This is a genomic window from Mycobacterium sp. 012931 (genome assembly GCF_000419295.1).
Taxonomy (GTDB): Bacteria; Actinomycetota; Actinomycetes; order Mycobacteriales; family Mycobacteriaceae; genus Mycobacterium; species Mycobacterium marinum.
Genome location: NZ_AOPX01000001.1, coordinates 4,216,645 through 4,235,255, shown reverse-complemented (window position 1 = coordinate 4,235,255; position 18,611 = coordinate 4,216,645). Strand labels below are relative to the sequence as shown.

Below are 18,611 nucleotides of genomic sequence, written 5' to 3'. Positions count from 1 at the left end.
CACGATGGCACCCAAAGCGGTATTGGTGGGATTGCCGGGTTCCGGCAAGTCGACCATCGGGCGTCGGCTGGCCAAGGCGCTCGGAGTGAGTCTGCTCGACACCGATGCGGCGATTGAGCAGCAGGCCGGGCGCAGCATTGCCGAGATCTTCGCCACCGACGGGGAAGAGGAGTTCCGACGTATCGAGGAGGAAGTGGTGCGCGCGGCTTTAGCCGATCATGACGGAGTGCTGTCGCTGGGCGGCGGCGCGGTCACCAGCCCCGGGGTTCGCTCGGCGCTGGACGGCCACACCGTCGTCTACCTGGAGATCAGTGCCGCCGAAGGGGTGCGCCGCACCGGCGGCAGCAACGTACGGCCGCTGTTGGCCGGGCCCGATCGGGCGGAGAAGTTCCGCGCGCTGATGTCCCAGCGGATTCCGTTGTATCGGCGGGTGTCGACCATTCGTGTCGACACCAATCGCCGCAATCCCGGTGCGGTGGTGCGCTACATCATGTCGCGCCTGGACGACCCCACACCGAACACGAGTCCCTCCTCCACCGCCAGCGGGGCCGCCACATGAGCGACAACAAAGAACCGGTCACCGTGCAGGTGGCCGTCGACCCGCCGTACCCGGTGGTGATCGGTACCGGGTTGCTGACCGAGCTGGAGGAACTGCTCGCCGGCCGGCACAAGGTCGCCATCCTGCATCAGCCGGTGCTGACCGAGACTGCCGAGGCCATCCGTAACCACCTTGCCGACAAGGGGATCGACGCGCACCGCATCGAGATCCCCGACGCCGAGGCTGGTAAGGAGCTGCCGGTCGTGGGATTCATCTGGGAAGTGCTGGGGCGCATCGGGATCGGGCGAAAGGACGCTCTGGTGAGCCTGGGCGGCGGCGCGGCCACCGACGTCGCCGGGTTCGCGGCCGCCACCTGGCTGCGTGGTGTCTCGATCGTGCACGTGCCAACCACGTTGCTGGGCATGGTTGATGCGGCCGTCGGAGGCAAGACCGGTATCAACACCGACGCCGGCAAGAACCTGGTCGGAGCCTTCCACCAGCCGCTCGCGGTGCTCGCCGACCTGGCCACGCTGCAGACCTTGCCGCAAAACGAAATCGTCTGTGGGATGGCCGAAGTGGTCAAGGCGGGCTTCATCGCCGATCCGGTTATCCTGGACCTCATCGAAGCCGATCCGCAGGCCGCATTGGATCCGTCCGGTGATGTGATGCCGGAATTGATCCGGCGTTCGATTGCGGTCAAGGCGGAGGTTGTCGCGGCCGACGAGAAAGAATCCGAGCTGCGCGAAATCCTCAACTACGGACACACTTTGGCTCATGCGATCGAGCGCCGGGAGCGTTATCAGTGGCGACACGGTGCCGCGGTGTCGGTGGGTCTGGTCTTCGCGGCCGAACTCGCCCGGCTTTCCGGGCGCCTCGACGACGCCACGGCGCTGCGTCATCGCACCATCCTGTCGGCGCTGGGCCTGCCGGTCAGCTACGACGCCGATGCGCTGCCGCAGTTGCTGGAATTCATGACCGGCGACAAGAAGACCCGGGCCGGAGTGCTGCGGTTCGTGGTGCTCGACGGGCTGGCCAAGCCGGGACGGATGGTGGGTCCGGATCCGGGGTTGCTGGTGACCGCCTACGCGGGAATCTGTGCCCCATGAGCGAGCCGATGACCGTCGTCAACGTTCTCAATGGTCCCAACCTGGGCCGGCTGGGCCGGCGTGAGCCCGACGTCTACGGCAGCACCACGCACGCCGAACTCGCGGCCCTGATCGAGCGGGAGGCCGCCGGGCTGGGACTGCAGGCGGTTGTTCGGCAAAGTGATAGCGAGGCAGAACTGCTGGACTGGATTCATCGGGCCGCCGACGCCGGCCAGCCCGTGATCCTCAATGCCGGCGGGTTGACGCACACCTCGGTGGCGCTGCGCGACGCCTGTGCGGAATTGAGCGCGCCGCTGATCGAGGTGCACATCTCAAATGTCCACGCCCGCGAGGAGTTCCGGCGCCACTCTTACCTGAGCCCGGTCGCAACCGGGGTGATCGTCGGGCTGGGCATCCAGGGTTACCTGCTGGCCCTGCGGTACCTGGCCAGCTACTAGTCCTTCTTCTTTTTCGGCACTTCGTCCGTCTTGGTCTCGTCCTCGTCGAGCTGGATCACCTCGGTGCTCGCCTCACTTTCGGTGGTGGCGATCGTCTCGGTTTTTGCCTCCGGCTCGGCCGTGCGGATCACCTCGGTCGGTGACTCTTGCTCGGTGGTGGCGATCACCTCGGTCGGGGCATCGCGTTCGACGGTGGCAACCGCGGTGGGAGCCGTTGCCTGCGCCTGGTTGGAGGCCACCGGCATCTCCCCGGTAGGACTGTCGTCGGCGCGCACCGCGGCGAACACATCAGTGTCGGCGCGGCCGCCGGTTCCGTCGTGGGTGGGCACCGGGGGAGCATTGCGGTCCACCCGCCACCTGCCCACGGCCACACCGGAAATTCCCGGCAGGAAGATGATCAACGCGGTGAAGGCGGCAAACGTCGTAACCTCGTTGATCAGCCCGCCGACATAGATGCCCTTGTAGAACAACGCGATGATCCAGGCGACCGCGCCGCTGAGGATACCGGCCACCAGGCCGGCCACCAGCCAGGTCATGGCCAGATCTGCGCGGCGATCCGGGTCCGGATTCGCCTTGGCGTCGGCACGGCCGTCGAGTGTGCCCCACACAATGACGGCGATGACGTACAGCAGCAGCAACACCAGGCTTATCAGTCCGGCTTGCGTCTGCCATGCGTTGATCAAGGCCCCCTGGAAGAGGCGGAGAACGACCATCGCGGCGGCGAACGCTAGTCCACGCAGCATCCAGTTAGTCATGAATGGTCAGCGTAGCGAGTACCGTCAAGGGTCGTGACACATTCCCAGCGTCGACACAACCTCAAATCCAAAATCAGTGCCGCCGGACTGGACGCGATGCTGGTCACCGATTTGATCAATGTGCGATATCTCTCCGGGTTCAGCGGATCCAACGGTGCGTTGCTGGTATTCGCCGACGAGCGTGAAGCCGTGCTGGCCACCGACGGTCGATACCGCACGCAGGCCGCCCATCAGGCGCCGGACCTCGAGGTGGCCATCGAACGCGCCATCGGGCGACACCTGAGCTGCCGGGCTGCCGATGACGGTGTTGGCCGGCTGGGCTTCGAAAGCCATGTGGTCACGGTGGACGGCTTTGATGCGCTCACGGGTGCGCTGGCGGACACCAACACCGAGTTGGTCCGCGCCTCCGGCACCGTGGAGGCACTGCGCGAGATCAAAGATGCCGGTGAGCTTGCGTTATTGCGGCTGGCGTGCGAGGCGGCCGACGCCGCGCTGTCGGACTTGATCAAGCGCGGCGGGCTGCGGCCGGGCCGCACCGAGCGCGAGGTGGCCCGCGATCTTGAGGGCCTGATGCTCGACCATGGTGCCGACGCGGTGTCGTTCGAGACGATTGTGGCTGCCGGGCCGAACTCGGCCATCCCACACCACCGGCCCACCGACGCGGTGCTGGCCAAGGGTGATTTCGTCAAGATCGACTTCGGTGCGCTGGTTGCCGGCTATCACTCGGACATGACCCGCACCTTCGTGCTGGACAAGGCGGCCGACTGGCAGTTGGAGATCTATGAGCTGGTCGCCGCGGCGCAAAAGGCCGGTCGAGAGGCGTTGTCTGCGGGCGCCGAGTTGCGCGACGTGGATGGCGCCGCGCGACAGATGATCGTCGACGCGGGGCATGGAGATAACTTCGGTCACGGTCTGGGACACGGTGTTGGCCTGCAGATACACGAAGCACCGGGCATCGGGGCCACATCCGTCGGTACACTACTGGCGGGCTCCGTGGTTACCGTGGAGCCCGGCGTTTATTTGCCCGGCCGCGGCGGTGTCCGCATCGAGGACACGTTGGTAGTGCCCAATGGGGGCCCGAAGACACCGAGAAGCGCCGCGCAGACCCCGGAATTGTTGACCCGGTTCCCGAAGGAACTGACCATCTTGTAGGAGATTTACCGATCGTGGCGAGCACTGCTGACTTCAAGAACGGACTTGTTCTGCAGATCGATGGACAGCTGTGGTCCATCGTGGAATTCCAGCACGTTAAGCCCGGTAAGGGTCCGGCCTTCGTGCGTACCAAGCTCAAGAACGTGCTCTCGGGCAAGGTTGTCGACAAGACCTACAACGCCGGCGTGAAGGTGGAGACCGCCACCGTCGACCGGCGCGACACCACCTACCTCTACCGCGATGGCTCCGACTTCGTGTTCATGGACAGCCAGGACTACGAGCAGCACCCATTGCCGGAGTCGCTGGTGGGAGATGCCGCCCGATTCCTGCTGGAGGGCATGCCGGTGCAGGTGGCGTTTCACGACGGAGCGCCGCTGTACATCGAGCTGCCGGTGACCGTCGAGATCGTGGTCACCCATACCGAGCCGGGTTTGCAGGGCGACCGCTCCAGCGCCGGCACCAAGCCGGCCACCCTGGAGACGGGCGCCCAGATCAACGTGCCGCTGTTCATCAACACCGGGGACAAGCTGAAGGTGGATTCGCGTGACGGCGGCTACCTGGGCAGGGTCAACGCCTGAGTATGCCTGAGGGAAGGCCGGGCAAACCGGTTAAAGGACGTCACCAGGCCCGCAAGCGTGCGGTGGACCTGATGTTCGAGGCTGAGGCGCGGGGCCTGGGCCCGGGCGAGATCGCGGACCTGCGCACCGAGCTGGCCGAGACGAAGCCGGACGTGGCGCCGCTGCACCCGTACACGGCGGCGGTGGCGCGCGGGATTGGCGAGCACGCCGCTCACATCGACGACCTGATCACGTCGCAACTGCAGGGCTGGACGCTGGACCGGTTGCCGGCCGTGGATCGTGCCATCCTGCGAGTCGCGGTGTGGGAACTGTTGTATGCCGACGACGTGCCCGAACCGGTCGCCGTCGATGAAGCCGTCGAGCTGGCCAAGGAATTGTCCACCGACGACTCGCCGAGCTTCGTCAACGGTGTGCTGGGACAGGTCATGCTGGTGAGGCCGCAGATTCGGGCGGCTGCCGCGGCGGTCCGGCAGGCGGTCCCGGATGAATCGTCGCGCCTGCCGGAAAACCAGGGATCGTGCTGATGAGCAGGCTCGAGTTGCGTGTCGTGGTCGCGGCCTGGATGGCAGCGGCGGTGATCCTCGGCGCGGTCATATGCGCCGCCTACGGGTGGGCCATCGTCGCCTCCGCACTGTCGATCTACGCCCTGGGCGTGGGTGCCTGGCTGTACCACTCGGTCGAGCGGCTGATTCTGGCCCGCCGGATCAGTACGGTTCGTACCGCGGCCAGGCCGTTACAGCCGTTGCTTCCCGTGATGGCCGCCATCATGGGTCTGACCCAGGCGGTGGTGCGCTCGTTGGGCGATGTCACGGACTTGCCCGCGCGCCGCTGGGAGCTTCCCCAGTTCCCGCAGCTTCCGGTGCTGCGCTGGGTGGACAGCGGCCGGGGAAACCGGCGGGTCGTCGACAGCGACGACGAGTTCGAAGCCTGACCGAACGGATCGCACCCTCAAGCGCCGCGGTCAGGGCGAACATTCGGTGCCGGATTGGGGCTAGATCCGGCCCCATGACTCGATAACCTGCAAGGGTGAGTTTTCGGGTATGAAAGGTACGCCGCGGGCGATACCTAAGCCGCCCGCCGGCGCGTCCCGCACCACTAGAACAGGTGACGATATGAAGCGATACAGCACCCGCCCGCGACGACTTCGTGTCTCCGCTCTGGCTGCGGTAGCCAACCCGTCATACGCACGTGTTGATACGTGGAACCTGCTCGACGACGCGTGCTGTCACCTCGCCGAGGTCGACCTGGCCGGGATGGACATCACCCACGACATGGCGAAAGTGCGGCGGCTGATGGACCGCATCGGCGCCTACGAACGGTATTGGCTTTATCCGGGCGCACAGAACCTGGCAAATTTTCGCGCACACCTGGAAAGCAAGTCCACGGTGCGGCTCAAAGAAGAGGTCTCCCTGGCGGTCCGTCTGCTGGGTGAATATGGTGACCGCACAGCACTTTTCGATACTTCGGCGCCGCTGGCCGAGCAGGAACTGGTGGCCCAGGCCAAGCAGCAGCAGTTCTACACCGTGCTGGTCGCCGATGATGCGCCCACATCGGCGCCCGACTCGTTGGCCGAGCACCTTCGGGCATTGCACAATCCGTCTGACGACGTCCAGTTCGAAGTCCTGCTCGCCCCGAGTGTCGAGGACGCGATTACCGCGGTCGCACTCAACGGCGAGATACAGGCCGCAATCATCCGGCACGACCTGCCACTTCGGTCCCGGGACCGGCTGCCGCTGATGAACGCACTGCTGGGGGCCAACGATGACGTGGTTGCCCCCGATAGCCCGCACGACTGGATCGAATGTGGGGAATGGATCAGGGAGCTGCGCCCGCACATCGACCTCTACCTGCTCACCGACGAGTCGATCGCAGCCGGGGCCGAGGACGATCCGGACGTATACGACCGGACTTTCTACCGGCTCAACGATGTCACCGATCTGCACAGTACGGTGCTGGCCGGACTACGGAACCGGTTCGCCACACCGTTTTTCGATGCTCTGCGGGCCTACGCCGCGGCTCCGGTAGGCCAGTTCCACGCGCTTCCGGTCGCGCGCGGCGCCAGCATCTTCAACTCCAAGTCGCTGCAGGACATGGGGGAGTTCTACGGCCGCAACATCTTCATGGCCGAGACGTCGACCACGTCGGGCGGTCTGGATTCGCTGCTGGACCCGCACGGCAACATCAAGAAGGCCATGGACAAGGCCGCCAGTACCTGGAACGCCGACCACACCTATTTCGTCACCAACGGCACCTCGACCGCGAACAAGATTGTCGTGCAGTCCCTCACCCGACCGGGCGACATCGTGCTGATCGACCGCAACTGTCACAAGTCGCACCACTACGGCCTGGTGCTCGCCGGTGCCTACCCGCTGTATCTGGACGCCTATCCGCTGCCCCCGTTCGCCATCTATGGGGCGGTATCGCTGCACACGATCAAGCAGGTGCTGCTCGACCTGGAGGCGGCCGGACAGCTGCACAAGGTGCGCATGCTGCTGTTGACCAACTGCACCTTCGACGGCGTCGTCTGCAACCCGCGGCTGGTCATGGAGGAGGTGCTGGCGATCAAGCCGGATATCTGTTTCCTCTGGGACGAGGCCTGGTACGCGTTTGCCACCGCGGTCCCATGGGCCCGGCAGCGCACCGCGATGGTGTCCGCGGAGTACCTCGAATCAATGTTGGCCTCTGACGAATACGGCGCCGTATACGAGAAGTGGCGCGCCTCCATGCAAGGGATTCCGCGGTCGCAGTGGGCCGAGCACCGATTGCTGCCGGATCCGAAACGGGCACGGGTGCGCGTCTACGCCACGCACTCCACCCACAAGTCGCTCTCGGCGCTGCGGCAGGCATCGATGATCCACGTCCGTGACCAGGACTTCAACGCCCTGACCCGCGACGCGTTCGGCGAGGCGTTTTTGACTCACACCTCGACCTCGCCCAACCAGCAACTGCTGGCCTCGCTGGACCTGGCGCGCCGCCAGGTCGATATCGAGGGATTCCAATTGGTCCGGCAGGTCTACGACATGGCGCTGGTGTTTCGGCACCGTGTTCGTAAAGACCGCCTGATCAGTAAGTGGTTCCGCATTCTCGACGAAGCCGATCTGGTTCCCGAGGAGTTCCGGGCCTCATCGGTCAGCTCCTACCGCCAAGTCAGACAGGGAGCTCTGGCCGAGTGGAACGAGGCATGGCGATCGGATCAGTTCGTGCTGGACGCCACCCGGGTCACCCTGTTCATCGGGAGCACCGGGATGAACGGATACGACTTCCGCGAGAAGATCTTGATGGAGCGATTCGGGATCCAGATCAACAAGACGTCGATCAACAGCGTGCTGCTGATCTTCACCATCGGAGTGACCTGGTCGAGCGTTCACTACCTGCTCGACGTGTTGCGCCGGATCGCCACGGACTTCGATCGGAGCCAGCGGGCGGCCAGCGCGGCCGACTGGGCGCTGCATGAGCGTCGCGTTGAGGAGATCACCCAGGACTTGCCGCATCTGCCCGACTTCAGCGAGTTCGACATTGCGTTCCGCCCCGATGATGCGAGCAGTTTCGGCGACATGCGGTCGGCCTTCTACGCCGGCTATGACGAATCCGACCGCGAGTACGTCCAGATCGGCATGGCCGGGCGCCGCCTGGCCGAGGGCAGAACATTGGTCTCCACCACATTCGTCGTGCCTTACCCTCCGGGCTTCCCGGTGCTGGTCCCGGGCCAGGTGGTGTCCAAAGAGATCGTCTACTTCCTGGCTCAGCTCGACGTCAAAGAAATCCATGGCTACAACCACGAACTCGGGTTGTCGGTGTTCACCGACGTCGCGCTGAAACGGATGGAGGCGGCTCGCAATGTGATCGCCTCGGCGGGCGCGGAGCTGCCGGCCTTCGAGCTTGCGCCGGCTTCTTCGGTTGTCAACGGTGACGGTGTGCTTCAGGCCGTCGCCGACGACGCCTGACGCAGCTAGGGCAGCCGCGGATACCGGGGCAGCTCGATGGACTCGGCGATGGTGAACCACTTTCTTTCGGCGAAGAAGCGAAACGGCCAGCGCTGCATGTACTTCATCGCCGCAGCGTTTGACCGGATCTCGGACTCCGACATCGGCAGAAAGCGATCGATGCTGTTCGGCAGGTCCTGACAGTTGGCTACATACGGCCGCAGCACGGTCTCGTAGCGGGCCAACGCGGCCGCCAGCGCGGCCTCGTCGATGCCGTCGCCGTGGGCCGGGCCCAACTCGCCGGCCAGCACGTATGCACCCACCAGCGCCAGGCTGGTGCCCATGCCGCTCAGCGGCGATGCGCAGTAGCCGGCGTCGCCGACCAGCGTGACCCGTCCGCGTGACCACGCGTCCAGATGAATCTGGACGATTGCGTCCAGGTAGAAGTCATCGGCCTCGCGCGCCGCGGCGATCAGCGCGTCGGATTGCCAGCCGGCACCGGCGAAGCGGGCGGCGAGCAGATCGCGTTGGGCGTCCAGGTCGGCACGGTCGTAGCGGATCGGAGCGGAGCGAAATGCCAGTCCGGCCTTGGCTGTCGCGGGATCGTGCGACGGGCGCATCGACGCGTTGAGCCCTCCGGGGGCCTGGTACATCAGGTACCAGCCGTTGAGGCCGACCGTGTCGGGTGCGCTGAACCAGGCGTTGTAGCCGCCCAGCGGCCGGGCGAACTGCTCTTCGGGGCCAAAGGCCAGCCGTCGGACACCCGAGTGTGGACCGTCGGCGCCGACCACCAGATCCGCCCGCACCGTCGTCCCGTCGGACAGCCTCGCCTGGACCGCGTCGCCCGACGGTGCCAGATCGGTGATGCGGGTACCGAATCGGTAGTCGGTGCCGGCGGCGGTACCGCGCAGAATCTCGAGCTCGCTGACCGGTCCGTTGCCGTGGAAGGCCTCAACCGGCATCTCGGCGCGGCGCCGGCCGTCCGCCCGTATCCAGGCGATGCCGCGCTGGCGCAGGCTGCGCTGGCGCATCTGCTCCAGCAGTCCCATCCGTTCGATGACCAGCCGTCCGGCCCCCCGCAAGTCGACGGTCTGACCGCCCGGGCGGATGTCGTCGGCGAGTTCGGTCACCACCACCTGGTATCCGCTGTGGGTGAGCCAGAATGCCAGCGCCGGGCCGGCGATCCCCGCGCCGCTGATCAGGACGATCGGCTTCGCCATGGGGCTCAGCCTAGGGCAGCGGTTCCAGTGGGTGCGAAGCTGTGCTCAGGGGGCAAACCGTGGCATCGGGGCGCGGTTGAGCCGCAGGATCCTGGTGTACAGCAGACTGTCGTTGGGTTCGGGACCCATGGTCGGATAGACGGCGTGACGGCAGAGTCTGGCCTCCAGGACGAACCCGGCGCGCTGCAGCAGCCGCGCCGACCGGGCGTTGTCGACGTGGCATGTTGCCCAGACGCGGCATCCGGCGGCGTCGGCCGGCAGCCCGGCCAGCAACAGGCTCAGCGCCTCGGACATGAAACCCATGTCCCACCATTGCCGGCCCAGACAGTAGCCAACCTCGATCGAGCGGGGCGCGTCGCTTCGGCAGCTGATCAGGCCGACGATCTCGCCGCTGCCGTGTAGCGAGATCACCCAATTGCGTTCGTAGCGGCTCCGGCTGAGCTGGTTGATCAGCACTCGGCGGGTTTCCGCCACGTTGCGGTGTGCTCTCCACAGCAGGAAGCGGGTGACTTCGGGATCTTTGGCGATCTTCTTGTATATCGGGCCGGCGTCGTCGAGTTTGGGTGGCCGCAGCAGCAGACGCCGGCTGTCCAGGTATCGAGGGGGGAAGTGGGCCATCTCGACCTCGCGCCGCTACAGTCCGAGCGCGCGGTAGGTGCGCCGGACGAACCGGGGTTGTGCCGTGCGCAGTTTGGCCAGCCCCGGGTTGCCCGCGACCGCAGCCGCCGCGTTCACGGACAAGTCGGGACAATGCTGAATCAGATACAGCAGGATCAGGTCGGCGCCAGGATCGGCCTGCCACCAGGTCCCGTAGGCACCGGGCCAGCTGAAGGTGCCAAGCCCGCCCGGGCCGAACAGTGGAGTGGACTGAACCGGGTCGGTCACCACCGACAGGTTCAGCCCGAACCCGCGGCCCACCCAGAAGGGCGCCCCGAGAAAGTTGTGTCGCTTGTGCTCGTCGCTGAGCCGGTCGGTGCGCATCAGCCGCACCGACTCCGGTGAGAGAACCCGAACGCCGTCGATCGTCCCGTCGCCGAGCAGTAGCCGGACAAATCTCAGGTAGTCGTCGGCGGTTGACCACAATCCGCCGCCGGCGTTGCAGAACGACGGAGGCCGCACGTGCGGCGGGCCCATGACGTCGTGCCGTAGCTGGTCCAGCTCGTCGAGGCGGTACATGGTTGCGGCGCGGCGCTGGGCCTGTGTCGACACGAAGAAGCCGGTGTCGGTCATGCCGGCCGGGCCCAGTATTCGCTCGTCGAGCACCTGGTAGAAAGGCTTGTCGTCGATGCGGGACATGATGACGCCGAGCAGATCGATGGCGTGGCTGTAGGTGACCCGCTCGCCGGGCTGGTGCACCAGTGGCAGCGCGGCGAGTTCGGCCAGCCAGGCGTCGGAACCATGACCAAATGGCAATCGCATGTACGCCCGCGAAATGTCCCCGGACACCGAAAAACTGTAGGCCAGCCCGCTGGTGTGGGTCAGCAGGTCCTCGATGAGGATCGGCCGTCGGGTGGGGTGCGTGCGGTCCAACGGGCCGTGCGGGTCGTCAAGCACCCGGATGTCGCGCAACTCGGGCGCCCAGCGTGTGATCGGGTCACGCAGGGCTATTTTGCCCTCGTCGACCATGCTCATGGCCGCGGCAACGGTGACGGGTTTGGTCATGGACGCGATGCGAAACAGCGTGTCGCGCTGCATCGGCAGGCCCGCCTCGACGTCTCGGTAGCCGATTTCGTTGACCTGCAGTACTTCTCCGTGCTGCCAAACCACGGTCACTGCGCCGGAGAGCAATCCGGCATCGCAGACCTCGCGGATACCAGCCTGGTTGGCGTCGAGATTCACCGGATTGAGGTTAGCCGCTGGCGGTCGGCGGGTCAGGCGGCGGCCGTCCGATGGTTTGCGGGCGCCGGCGAACCACGCCGCGCGTGGACCGCGCCAACGAGGTCGGGCAACGCCCACGGCTTCGCGGTGGTGCCGGATTGATTGCTAGTTCTGCGAAAGGCCTTCTCGGTCAGTGGTCGCGTGTTACTGTCGCGCTCTCCGGCAAATGCGATCTGGGGAACATCCTGTGAGGGCAATGGCGCGCGAATGACTGCAGTGTTGTTGCTGGTGAACCAGGGTGCGGGGTGCAGTCACCAAGACCCGCCACCATGGACGGGGCCGAACTGGCTGGCGCTGTCCATGTGCTACGACGAGGGTAGCGACCCGCTGCTCATTACCACCGGTCGGATAACTCAGCAAAGGTTGGCCATGAATGGCTTGATCTCCCAAGCGCGCACCTCCCACCGACTTCTCTCCCGTCCCTGCCGTCGATTCTCGACCCCGACGTCTGTCGCAATCCTGTTTGCGACGGCACTTGTCGCAACGGTCATGACCGGGTGCGGGCACAAATCCACAACGGCAACCTCGCAAACCCCAGGGGCGTCGGGAACCTCTGCCACCACGGCGACATCCGGGGCCACGGGCGCCCCATCACCACAAGCCCAGCAGATCTTGCAAGACAGTTCCAAGGCGACCAAGGGCCTGCATTCGGTTCACGTCGCGGTGAACGTCACCGATCTACCGAAGCTGCCGTTCGAAAGCGTGAATGCCGACGTGACCAATCAGCCGCAGGGCAACGGCCAGGCGGTAGGCAATGCCAAGGTCCGGATGCAGCCGGATGCTCCGGCCGTCGCGACCGACTTCCTGGTCACGAACAAGATCATGTACACCAAGAACGGCGAGACCTACACGTCGGTCGGTCCGGCCCAGAGGATCTACGACCCGGGCATCATCCTGGACAAGGACCGTGGCCTGGGTGCGGTGATCGCACAGGTGCAGAACCCGAAGATCGAAGGAAACGAAACGGTCGACGGCATGGCAACCGTCAAGGTGTCGGGCACCATCGACGGCGCGGTGATCGATCCGATCGTGCCTCAGTTGGGTAAGGACGGGAGGACGATGCCGATCACCCTGTTGATCGTTGACACCAGTGCCCAGGCTCCGGCGAGTTCGACCGCCGAGTCGCCGGCACCGGAGCCGCCGGCGGCAAACCTGGTCCGGATGGTGGTCGACAAAGGCCAGGGCAACGTCGAGATAACCCTGTCCAACTGGGGTGTCCCGGTGACCATCCCCAACCCGACGGGGTAACACGGTAGCGGTGGACTTCGGATTGAGAACCGGCCCGGAAACGCAGCATGGGGGAAAGGGCTGCCGGTAGTTTCCGGGCCGGCTCTCGTCGGTGGTTCGCCGTGCGGGCGCAACAGATCTGGTGCCGCGTCGTTGCAGACACCCCAGTTCCGCGATCCGGAATTCCGTTGAGAATCCTCCAAGGTCGTCGCTCCAGTATTGGGGTCACTTCGCCGGAAATGGCGATTAGCAACCGATCTCACCCGACCACACCTGGAGGAATACGAATGCCGAACGACCTCTCAGAAGTTCAGGAGCGCCCTGGGCTACGTCCTGCTCCTCCGCCCGGAGGGCCGCCGATGGCCGACGTATGGGTCTACAACGGAAGGGCCTACGACCTCAGCGATTGGATTTCCAAACACCCCGGCGGCGCCTTCTTCATCGGGCGGACCAAGAACCGCGACATCACCGCCATCATCGCCGCCTACCATCGCGACCCGGCCAAGATCGAGCGGATGCTGCAACGATATGCGTTGGGGCGCGACGCGACTCCCAGAGATATCCATCCCAAGCACAACGCGCCGGCGTTCTTGTTCAAAGACGATTTCAACAGTTGGCGCGATACCCCCAAGTACCGCTTTGACGACCGGAACGACCTGATGCACCGCGTCAAAGCCCGGCTGAACGAGCCCGCGCTGGCCGCCCGGATCAAGCGCATGGATCGACTTTTCAACATCGTTGTGGCGCTGCTGGCGGTTGCCTATTTCGCCGTGCAGGGTCTGCGATTGCTCGACACCCGATGGATGCCGTTGCCGGCCTTCGTGATCGCGATGGTGTTGTTGCGCAGCTCGCTTGCCGGCTTCGGTCACTACGCCTTGCACCGCGCCCAACGGGGCGTCAACAGGGTGCTCGGGAATAGCTTCGATATGAACTATGTGGCACTGGCTTTGGTGACCGCTGACGGACATACCCTGCTGCACCACCCGTACACGCAAAGCGATGTGGACATCAAGAAGAACGTGTTCACCATGATGATGGGACTGCCCCGGTTGTATCGGATCCCGGTGCATACCATTCACAAGTTCGGCCACATGTTCACCGGCATGGCCATTCGGATTGCCGACGTATGGAAAATCACCCGCAAGGTAGGTGTACAAGAGTCCTACGGAAGCTGGCGTGCGGCGCTGCCGCACTTCCTCGGCTCGTCGGGAGTGCGGCTGCTGTTGGTCACCGAGCTGGTGGTGTTCACCCTGGCGGGCGATTTTTGGGCCTGGGCCCTGCAATTCATCGTGACGCTGTGGGTCAGCACCTTCTTGGTGGTCGCCAGCCACGAGTTCGAGGACGACTCGGCGGAAGGTGTCGAGCAGGGTGAGGACTGGGGTGTGGACCAAGTCGTGCACGCCAACGACCTCACGGTGATCGGGAATCGCTACGTTGACTGCTTTTTGTCCGCGGGGTTGAGTTCGCACCGCGTTCATCACGTGCTGCCGTTCCAGCGCAGCGGATTTGCCAACATTGTCACCGAGGACGTGTTGCGGGAAGAGGCTGCAAGGTTCGGTGTCGAGTGGCTTGCGCCGAAGAGCTTCGTCGCGGACCGACTGCCCAAGCTCTGCCGCTCATATCTGTTGGCACCGTTCCGGCAGGCCAGGGAGCAAGGTTGGGGCCTGATCCGTGAGCATTGCTCACCCGCAGCCTGGAAAGCCAGCGCCAGCTACGTGGTCGCCGGCTTCGTCGGAATCGGGTCGGTATGAGCACCGCAGCCGAGGGCGGCGCAATCCGCCGGGCCGGCCACGAGCCGCGTTACGACCTCGCGCAATTGCCGCCGGCACCGCCCACCACGGTGGCCGTTATCGAAGGCATGGCCACCGGCGCCCCGCAACGGGTGGTTGCTCAGGCCGACGCCGCCGCTCGTGTTTCTGAGTTGTTTGTTGATCCGCAACAGCGGGAACGAATTTCGCGGATATATGACAAGACCCGGATTGATACCCGCAGGATGGCAGTGGATCCGCTCGACGACGAGTTCGACGAGTTCCGGCGCGAGCCGGCAACGATCCGGGACCGGATGAACCTGTTCTATCAGCACGCCGTACCGCTGGCGGTCGACGTGGCCGCCCGTGCCCTCGACGGCCTCCCATACGCCCCCGACGAGATCGGCCAGCTGGTGTTCGTCACCAGCACCGGTTTCATTGCACCGGGCGTGGATGTAGAGATCGTCAAGTAGCTCGGTCTGCCCCGGTCGATATCGCGGGTGGTGGTCAACTTCATGGGTTGTGCTGCCGCAATGAACGCCATTCGCACCGCGACGAACTACGTCCGAGCCCACCCGAGCATGAAGGCATTGGTGGTGTGCATCGAATTGTCCTCGGTGAATGCGGTTTTCGCCGATGACATCAACGACGTCGTAATCCACAGTTTGTTCGGAGATGGCTGCGGCGCATTGGTCATTGGAGCCAGCCAGGTCCAGCAGCCGCTGCCCGCTGGCAACGTGGTGATCCGCAGCAGCTTCAGCCAGCTGCTCGACGACTCCGAGGACGGGATCGTGCTTGGGGTCAATCACGACGGCATCACGTGTGAGCTGTCGGAGAATCTGCCCAGCTACATCTACCGTTCGGCCGACCCGGTGGTCGCAGAGATGTTGCGGGACAACGGGTTGAGCAAGGCCGATATCGATCTGTGGGCGATACATCCGGGTGGGCCGAAGATCATCGAGCAGTCGGCACGCTCGTTGGGGATTCCCGTCGGGCGAGCCGTGCAGAGCTGGGATGTACTAGCCCAGTTCGGCAACATGTTGAGCGTATCGCTGATCTTCGTGCTGGAAATGATGGTTGCGCAGGCCGAGTCGGACAAACCCATCTCAACGGGTGTGGCGTTCGCCTTCGCCCCGGGTGTCACGGTCGAAGGCATGCTGTTCGACATCATCCGCCGCTGATGGCCGCTGCCCAGCCGAGAACCCAACCAGCCGAGACCATGCTGAGCAGGAGAAGTGTCGTGCCAATCGCATCCGATGAAATGGGCAACAATCACCCGCCTCCGGCGCCGTCATCCGGTCAGTTCCGGACCGATGACCGGGTTGCCTACCGCTCCTGGATGAGCGACAACCTGCGCTGGGATAGCTTGACGTTGCGGGACGGCGACATCGTGATCTCGGCACCGCCGAAGTGCGGCACCACCTGGACGCAACGCCTGATTTCCCTGCTCATCTTCGATGGGCCGCAGCTGCCGGCGCCGATGCACTTGGTGTCGCCGTGGCTGGACTTGACCGCCCGGCCGGTGCAGGAGGTCGCCGCCGCACTCGACGCCCAGCCCCATCGCCGGTTCATCAAGACCCACACGCCGCTGGACGGCTTGGTGCTCGAGGATCGGGTCACCTATATCGGGGTGGGGCGCGATCCCCGCGATGCCGCGGTCTCGATGCTGATGGACCAGCACCGGATGCGGGCGCTGCACGAGGTGCTGGGGCCGCCAGGTGAGCGATTCGCGCCCCCGGGTTTGGACTTCGACGGCGAGTTCAGCCCGCTCGATGTGATGCGGCGCTGGCTGGAAGGGCCCAACGTACCCACCGAGGGGGTCGCTTCGTTGGCCACCATCCTGCATCACTTCGCCACGTTCTGGGACCGGCGCAGGCAGCCCAACGTCGCGATGTTCCACTACGCGGACTACCGGGCGGACCTCGTCGGTGAACTGTTGCGCCTCGGCTCGGTCCTGGGTATCGAGCTGGGTCCCGATCGCGCCGCGGAGTTGGCCGAACACGCCACCCTCGACGCCATGCGCGCGCACGCCGATGCGCTTGCTCCCGCGGCCACCCGCGGCGTCTTACCCGGGCACCAGCCGCGTACCGAAGCCCCCTTCTTCCGGGCCGGTGGACGTGGCCAGTGGCACGACATTTTCACCGCCGCCGAGCATCGGCGTTACGGCGAACGCGCGGCCGAATTGGCCGGGAATCTGGGCGGCCCGGAGTTCCTCGACTGGGCTCACCGGGGTCGCGGGGACCGCCGTGGCCCCGTCGGGCGGGGGGAGTCCTGATGGCCACCCGAGTTGGGTATCGCTCGTGGATCAGCGACAACCGGCGTTGGGACGCGCTGGAGCTGCGCGAGGGCGACATCGTGATTTGGACGCGCTGGAGCTGCGCGAGGGCGACATCGTGATTTCGGCACCGTCGAAGTGCGGCGTCACGTTGACCCAGCGCCTGGTGTCGCTGCTGGTCTTCGATGGACCGCAGTTGCCGGGGCCGCTGGCCGAGGTTTCGCCATGGCTGGATAGGACGGTCCGGCCGGTGAACGAGGTTGTTGCCGCCCTCAACGCGCAGGGCCACCGCCGATTCATCAAGACCCACACGCCGCTGGACGGCCTGGTGCTCGATGACCGGGTCACCTACATCGGTGTGGGCCGCGACCCGCGCGACGCCGCGATGTCGGAGCTTTTCCAGTGGGACAACATGAACCACGCCAACCTCAACCGGAGGGGGTCCGCCGCCGGCGATCGACAGGATGATCCCACGCCCATCCAGGCCATCCGGGCCTGGATGGAAGGGCCGATCATGCCCCCGGAAGGCCCGGTTGCACCCCCACCTTCGGCGATCGCGCCGCCCCCCGGCCCCGGATTCCCGCCTCCGCACGGGGGACCGGGCCCCATGCCGCCCATGGCCAAACACATCGGCTCGCTGTCCAACATCCTGCATCACTTCAACACGGTCTGGTCGCGACGTCAGCTGCTCAACGTGTCGATGTTCCATTACACCGACTACCGCGCCGACCTCGTGGGTGAGCTGATCCGCCTGGCGGGGGTCCTGGGCTGCTCCCTTGGCCGCGATCGTGCCGAGGAGCTCGCGCAGCATGCCAAGCTGAACTCGATGCGTGCGCGCGCCGCCGAACTCGCCCCCGAGTCCACCGAAGGCATTTGGCGCAGCAACGAGCGCTTTTTCCGGGCCGGTGGTAGCGGCGAATGGCAGGAGTTCTTCGACGAGCGCGTCTATCGCCGCTACTACGATCGCATCAACCAGCTGGCCGCGCCGGATCTGCTGGCCTGGGCGCATGAGGGTCGCCGGGGCTGTGATCCCGCCGGGCCGGTGGGCTGAGCTGCGCTAGTTTTGCCGCCGCGCGCGGACGTACCAGAAGGCCAGCTCGATGGGCTGCCCGTCGGATCCACCGAGTTGGCGGTTCACCGTGACCGGATCCGGCGCCGCGATCTCCCAGCCCGCACCGCCTAGCACGTCGCGCAGCGTCTGCTCGGGCACCGCCGGGCGCGGCTGTTGTTCGTTGGGCGGGTTGGCATCGCAGAAGCAACTCATCAGCAGGGTGGCGCCAGGTCTGGTGGCGCGGTGCACCGCGGCCGCATAGCTGCGCTTGCCCTCGTCGTCGAGGCAGTGGAACATGCCGCTGTCGATCACGGTGTCGAAGGCGTCGGTGTAACCGTCGAGCTTGGTGGCGTCGGCCACCGCAAACGTGACGTGCACGCCCGCGTCATCGGCTCGGCGCGCCGCGGTGATCAGCGCGGTCGGGGAAATGTCCAGGCCGGTCACCGGGTGTCCGTGCGCAGCCAGGTAGATCGCGTTGTCGCCCAGCCCACAACCGATGTCCAGCACGTCGCCGTGCACCCAGCCGCCGGCTTGCCAGGCGATGACATTTTCTTTGGGAGCCTTGGTATCCCACGGGGGCGTCGTCATCGGCGCAACGCCCGGGCGCGGGCTCTCGCCGCGGTACAGCGCATCAAAATCCATCTGTTGCAGCCCGGCGGGAAAACCGGTGGAATCCCCAGAAGCGGTGGAGTCCCTCACCTATGCCAGGGTATCCCCACGGCG

The 18,611-nt window shown here is 65.5% G+C and carries 16 protein-coding genes and 2 pseudogenes; 13 read left to right on the top strand and 5 right to left on the bottom strand.

All coding sequences use genetic code 11. The annotated features are described in order from the left end of the window. Positions 1 to 4: 4 nt before the first annotated feature. From MMSP_RS18550 to aroQ, 3 genes are read left to right on the top strand one after another with little or no spacing between them, the layout of a single operon-like run. Positions 5 to 559 carry a shikimate kinase gene (locus MMSP_RS18550; RefSeq protein ID WP_015355839.1) on the top strand — a complete coding sequence of 185 codons (555 nt, stop codon included), beginning with the start codon at positions 5 to 7 and terminating at the stop codon, positions 557 to 559. Next, positions 556 to 1,644: a 3-dehydroquinate synthase gene (gene aroB, locus MMSP_RS18545; protein WP_012393942.1), complete on the top strand. Its 1,089-nt coding sequence runs from the start codon at positions 556 to 558 to the stop codon at positions 1,642 to 1,644. The genes MMSP_RS18550 and aroB overlap by 4 nt, the downstream gene beginning before the upstream one ends. Then, positions 1,641 to 2,081 carry a type II 3-dehydroquinate dehydratase gene (gene aroQ, locus MMSP_RS18540; protein ID WP_012393943.1) on the top strand — a complete coding sequence of 147 codons (441 nt, stop codon included), beginning with the start codon at positions 1,641 to 1,643 and terminating at the stop codon, positions 2,079 to 2,081. The genes aroB and aroQ overlap by 4 nt, the downstream gene beginning before the upstream one ends. Here aroQ and MMSP_RS18535 read toward each other — a convergent pair. Further along, on the bottom strand, positions 2,078 to 2,836 hold the full coding sequence (locus tag MMSP_RS18535; RefSeq protein ID WP_015355836.1) for a B-4DMT family transporter: 759 nt from the start codon (positions 2,834 to 2,836) through the stop codon (positions 2,078 to 2,080). The two genes, aroQ and MMSP_RS18535, sit on opposite strands and share 4 nt — an antisense overlap. Before the next feature lie 33 nt (positions 2,837 to 2,869). Between MMSP_RS18535 and MMSP_RS18530 the strand changes: the two genes are divergently transcribed. The 5 genes from MMSP_RS18530 (at position 2,870) to MMSP_RS18510 (ending at position 8,510) form a co-directional block, all read left to right on the top strand. Next, entirely contained in the window at positions 2,870 to 3,988 is a 1,119-nt protein-coding gene (locus MMSP_RS18530; protein ID WP_020724921.1) for a Xaa-Pro peptidase family protein, read from the top strand. A gap of 14 nt (positions 3,989 to 4,002) precedes the next feature. Continuing rightward, entirely contained in the window at positions 4,003 to 4,566 is a 564-nt protein-coding gene (gene efp / locus MMSP_RS18525) for an elongation factor P (RefSeq protein WP_012393946.1), read from the top strand. A 2-nt stretch (positions 4,567 to 4,568) separates the two neighbouring features. Further along, on the top strand, positions 4,569 to 5,090 hold the full coding sequence (nusB, locus tag MMSP_RS18520) for a transcription antitermination factor NusB (RefSeq protein ID WP_015355834.1): 522 nt from the start codon (positions 4,569 to 4,571) through the stop codon (positions 5,088 to 5,090). Continuing rightward, positions 5,090 to 5,497 carry a hypothetical protein gene (locus tag MMSP_RS18515; protein WP_012393948.1) on the top strand — a complete coding sequence of 136 codons (408 nt, stop codon included), beginning with the start codon at positions 5,090 to 5,092 and terminating at the stop codon, positions 5,495 to 5,497. Before nusB ends, MMSP_RS18515 begins: the two co-directional genes overlap by 1 nt. 181 nt (positions 5,498 to 5,678) lie before the next feature. Next, positions 5,679 to 8,510, top strand: a complete 2,832-nt coding sequence (locus tag MMSP_RS18510) for an aminotransferase class I/II-fold pyridoxal phosphate-dependent enzyme (RefSeq protein ID WP_020787860.1) — start codon at positions 5,679 to 5,681, stop codon at positions 8,508 to 8,510. A 5-nt stretch (positions 8,511 to 8,515) separates the two neighbouring features. On the opposite strand, the gene MMSP_RS18505 is transcribed toward MMSP_RS18510, so the two are convergent. Genes MMSP_RS18505 through MMSP_RS18495 form a run of 3 tightly spaced genes read right to left on the bottom strand, consistent with a single transcriptional unit; the run spans position 8,516 to position 11,548 of the window. Further along, on the bottom strand, positions 8,516 to 9,709 hold the full coding sequence (locus tag MMSP_RS18505) for an FAD-dependent monooxygenase (protein WP_036426709.1): 1,194 nt from the start codon (positions 9,707 to 9,709) through the stop codon (positions 8,516 to 8,518). A gap of 45 nt (positions 9,710 to 9,754) precedes the next feature. After that, a complete protein-coding gene (locus tag MMSP_RS18500) occupies positions 9,755 to 10,327 on the bottom strand; it encodes a GNAT family N-acetyltransferase (RefSeq protein WP_011739869.1) in 573 nt (190 codons plus the stop codon). Positions 10,328 to 10,342: 15 nt separating this feature from the next. Next, positions 10,343 to 11,548 (bottom strand): serine hydrolase, encoded by a 1,206-nt coding sequence (locus MMSP_RS18495; protein ID WP_020787858.1) that lies wholly within the window; start codon positions 11,546 to 11,548, stop codon positions 10,343 to 10,345. A 408-nt stretch (positions 11,549 to 11,956) separates the two neighbouring features. Between MMSP_RS18495 and MMSP_RS18490 the strand changes: the two genes are divergently transcribed. From MMSP_RS18490 to MMSP_RS18470, 5 genes and pseudogenes are all read left to right on the top strand, one after another. After that, positions 11,957 to 12,835: an LppX_LprAFG lipoprotein gene (locus tag MMSP_RS18490; protein ID WP_036427401.1), complete on the top strand. Its 879-nt coding sequence runs from the start codon at positions 11,957 to 11,959 to the stop codon at positions 12,833 to 12,835. Positions 12,836 to 13,101: 266 nt separating this feature from the next. Further along, on the top strand, positions 13,102 to 14,565 hold the full coding sequence (locus MMSP_RS18485; protein ID WP_086084662.1) for a fatty acid desaturase: 1,464 nt from the start codon (positions 13,102 to 13,104) through the stop codon (positions 14,563 to 14,565). After that, positions 14,562 to 15,743, top strand: a pseudogene (locus MMSP_RS18480) (type III polyketide synthase). The gene MMSP_RS18485 and the pseudogene MMSP_RS18480 overlap by 4 nt, the downstream one beginning before the upstream one ends. 80 nt (positions 15,744 to 15,823) lie before the next feature. Further along, positions 15,824 to 16,837 (top strand): sulfotransferase domain-containing protein, encoded by a 1,014-nt coding sequence (locus MMSP_RS18475; protein WP_200861974.1) that lies wholly within the window; start codon positions 15,824 to 15,826, stop codon positions 16,835 to 16,837. Further along, a pseudogene (locus MMSP_RS18470) lies at positions 16,837 to 17,888 on the top strand (sulfotransferase domain-containing protein). The gene MMSP_RS18475 and the pseudogene MMSP_RS18470 overlap by 1 nt, the downstream one beginning before the upstream one ends. A 6-nt stretch (positions 17,889 to 17,894) precedes the next feature. Here MMSP_RS18470 and MMSP_RS18465 read toward each other — a convergent pair. Continuing rightward, positions 17,895 to 18,539, bottom strand: coding sequence for a class I SAM-dependent methyltransferase (locus MMSP_RS18465; protein WP_152522494.1), 645 nt, complete (start codon positions 18,537 to 18,539; stop codon positions 17,895 to 17,897). Between the last annotated feature and the right edge of the window lie 72 nt (positions 18,540 to 18,611).